The organism is Cellvibrio sp. (assembly GCF_053579595.1).
Genome location: NZ_JBRFPI010000471.1, coordinates 1 through 3,097 on the forward strand (window position 1 = coordinate 1; position 3,097 = coordinate 3,097).

Below are 3,097 nucleotides of genomic sequence, written 5' to 3' on the forward strand. Positions count from 1 at the left end.
CAGGACAGCGATGTTGAATTTTCCGCATTGAAAAGCCAGTTTGAATCCTATGCAATTCCTGATTTACAGAAGCTAATAATTATTACGAAAAGCGGCGACGTCATTAGTCTGAGGTGAGTTCATGGCAATAAATATTTTTTTACATAGTAATAAAGATAAGGTCCTTTTTGAGGCCCAACTTCAAGAGGTTGTCGGCGATTTTTACGATCATTTTCGGCGAGACTTTATTGTTGCCCCCGTAGTTGTTACGGATGAAGTGTCTAAAGAGATTGCACAAGAATTTGGTTTTTCTTCTTTGAGTAATTGCATTGTGTATCGCAATAATAAATTTACCGATCACAATGAGTCAGACGCCGTGGCATATCTTAAAAATAAACTGGATGATGGTAATTTGCTTGTGTTATTTGAAAATGAAAAAATTATGTAGTTTGCCTGCGATTTTTGAATTGTTGGTGCTAATTATTTTTTTATTGGCCTGCACCCCAACCCAACGCCCCCTAAAAAACGGCCAAGGTTACGTGGTGGTTCCCGCAGACGAAAACCACTACCGCATCGAGTATTATCTCAAACACGCAAAACTCGCCGAAACTTACTGGAATACCACCGCCGGGCAATTATGCCCCGGTGGGTTTCAGGTTTTGTATAACAAGAAGCACTTACTGAATTTTGATATGTACGTCCCCATCGCGGGCAATAACGTCAACATCGGACGCCAAGAATTTATTCAGTACGGTGAAGTGGTGTGTGAAGGTGAGCCATCAAATACAATTGCGCTTACCGAAACTAAATGGCGTGAATTTAATGCGGAAACAAAATCGATAAAGCCAGTGAGTGATCGCTGGTTAACGGAAACGCTGCAACTATACGTTAGCCATTTGGCTGATTTACCCAAAGCAAACTCCGTTGCTGCGCTTACAAAATTATGGGGCAAACCCCGGCAGCAATCGGGGCAGAATAATGAATTGCTGTCAGTGTGGGTAAACGGTAGTGATAGTTGGTTCCCCAACCAGATTGGATTGCTCGAACAGGATCAGCAACTCAAACTCATTATTGTGATGCCCGGTGTGAGTGGTTATTTGGCGGGGTTGATTGAAAAATCATCCCTGCAAGGTAAAAATCTGGAGTCGTTGATTACAACGGGTATTTTGCCTGCGTATTTTTACCGACCTCAGTAGATTTACAGTTGGTGGGTTCAGCAGTAATTCTTATTGGAATGCCCAAGTAAACCTCCGTTATTAAGTGTAAATCTCGTATACCAGTATGTTATGTGCACTTAGACTATAAGTCTGCACCAATAATAAACTGGAGATGTACATGGCATATCAACTCGGTCAATGGCGGGGTTTACTCGCCGTTTTGTTTGTTTCTCTCGCCTTGCCTGCTCAGGCAAAAGACGACCTCACCCTTAACGATAAAGACTATTTTGAAAAGCCCGGCTTGAATGTGCTGGTGTTTAGCAATTGGTATGACGGGCTTTTTAGCGATTCCAAAACCAGTGGTGTGGAATTAATTCATCACGGTGAGCGCACGGTTACTAACGGTGATGTGCGTTTGAATGCGACGCCGGAGCAGTGGGATATGACGCCCATGTTCAAAGAGCGCAAAGTGAATCGCGAAGATCAATCCATCGAAGCATTTCTGCATTATCCGGATGAGCAGTTTGATTTCTCCATCAAAGTGACTAGAAACGCGGCAGGCGTGCGTTTAACAGTTAACTTGCCAAAACCGCTACCAAAATCCCTTGAAGGCAAAGCCGGTTTTAATTTGGAGTTTTTGCCTGCAGCTTACTTCCATAAATCGTTTTTGATGGATGACACGGCTGGCGGCTTTCCGGTTTATCCCACGGGTCTAAAAGAAATTAATGGTAAAGCTGATCCCATTGCGCTCGCGCAAGGGCAGCATTTGGTATTTGCTCCGGAAGATAACGAGCGTCGTGTGAGCATTCGTTCTGCGAGCACACCGCTCGAACTTTATGATGGTCGTGGCAAGGCACAAAACGGATGGTTTGTGGTGCGCAGCAAAATTCCGGCGAATAAAACCGGCGCGGTGATCGAATGGCAAATCGATGCGGCGACGGTAAAAAACTGGATTCGCAAACCCATGATTGCACATTCGCAGGTGGGTTATCATCCAGCGCAGAAAAAAGTCGCTGTAATTGAGTTGGATGCGCGCGATAAAAAAATCCAGAAAGCCAGCTTGGTAAAAATTAATGCCGATGGCACGCGTAAAACAGTATTGAGTGAAAAGCCCAAAAGTTGGGGAAAATATTTGCGTTACGAATATCACCAATTTGATTTCAGCAAAATTCAAACGCCGGGATTGTATGCAATCACTTATGGCGATCAGGAAACTCACAGCTTCCGCATTGATAAAGCGGTTTACCAAGCTGCATGGCATCCAACGCTGGATATGTATTTGCCGGTGCAAATGGATCATATGACGATCAACGAATCCTATCGTATTTGGCATGGTGCATCCCATCTTGATGATGCTTTGCAAGCGCCAGTGAATATCGAACATTTTGATTTGTATGCGCAGGGGCCGACAACTGATACACCTTATGAACCCGGCGAGCATATTCCCGGTTTAAATATCGGCGGCTGGTATGACGCAGGCGATTACGACATCCGTACGCAGACGCAATACGATGTGGTGAATACTTTGGTAACCGCGTGGGAAACTTTTGGTTTGAAGCGTGACACTACGCGCGTGGATTATGCGCGCAAATTCGTTGACTTGCACACGGCAGATGGCAAGCCCGACGTGTTGCAACAAATCGAACACGGAACACTTGCGTTGATCGCGCAGCATCGCGCTGTGGGCCATGCGATTCCCGGAATCGTAGAGGCGCATATTGATCAATATCACCATCTGGGCGATGGCATCACCAAAACGGACAATTTAATTTACGATCCCAAAATGGGCGAGCTGGAAACCGATGGTTTTAAAAGTGGCAAATTCGATGATCGCTGGGCCTTTACCAGTAAATCCTCTTCATTAAATTATGGTTTTGCTGCGGCGCTTGCCGCAGCGAGCAGGGCATTATCCGGATTCAACGATGAACTTGCTAATGAATGTTTGGCAACCGCAAAAAAGG

General features: G+C 45.0%; 3 protein-coding genes. All 3 read left to right on the top strand.

Annotated features, from left to right (window positions below; translation table 11 throughout):
• The first annotated feature begins 121 nt into the window (after window positions 1–121).
• A complete protein-coding gene (locus tag ACWA6V_RS19860) occupies window positions 122–427 on the top strand; it encodes a hypothetical protein (protein ID WP_449524116.1) in 306 nt (101 codons plus the stop codon).
• Window positions 411–1,175: a hypothetical protein gene (locus ACWA6V_RS19865; RefSeq protein WP_449524117.1), complete on the top strand. Its 765-nt coding sequence runs from the start codon at window positions 411–413 to the stop codon at window positions 1,173–1,175. The genes ACWA6V_RS19860 and ACWA6V_RS19865 overlap by 17 nt, the downstream gene beginning before the upstream one ends.
• A gap of 139 nt (window positions 1,176–1,314) precedes the next feature.
• Window positions 1,315–3,097 (top strand): glycoside hydrolase family 9 protein (locus ACWA6V_RS19870; protein WP_449524118.1); only part of this gene is annotated, 1,783 nt, incomplete at its 3' end.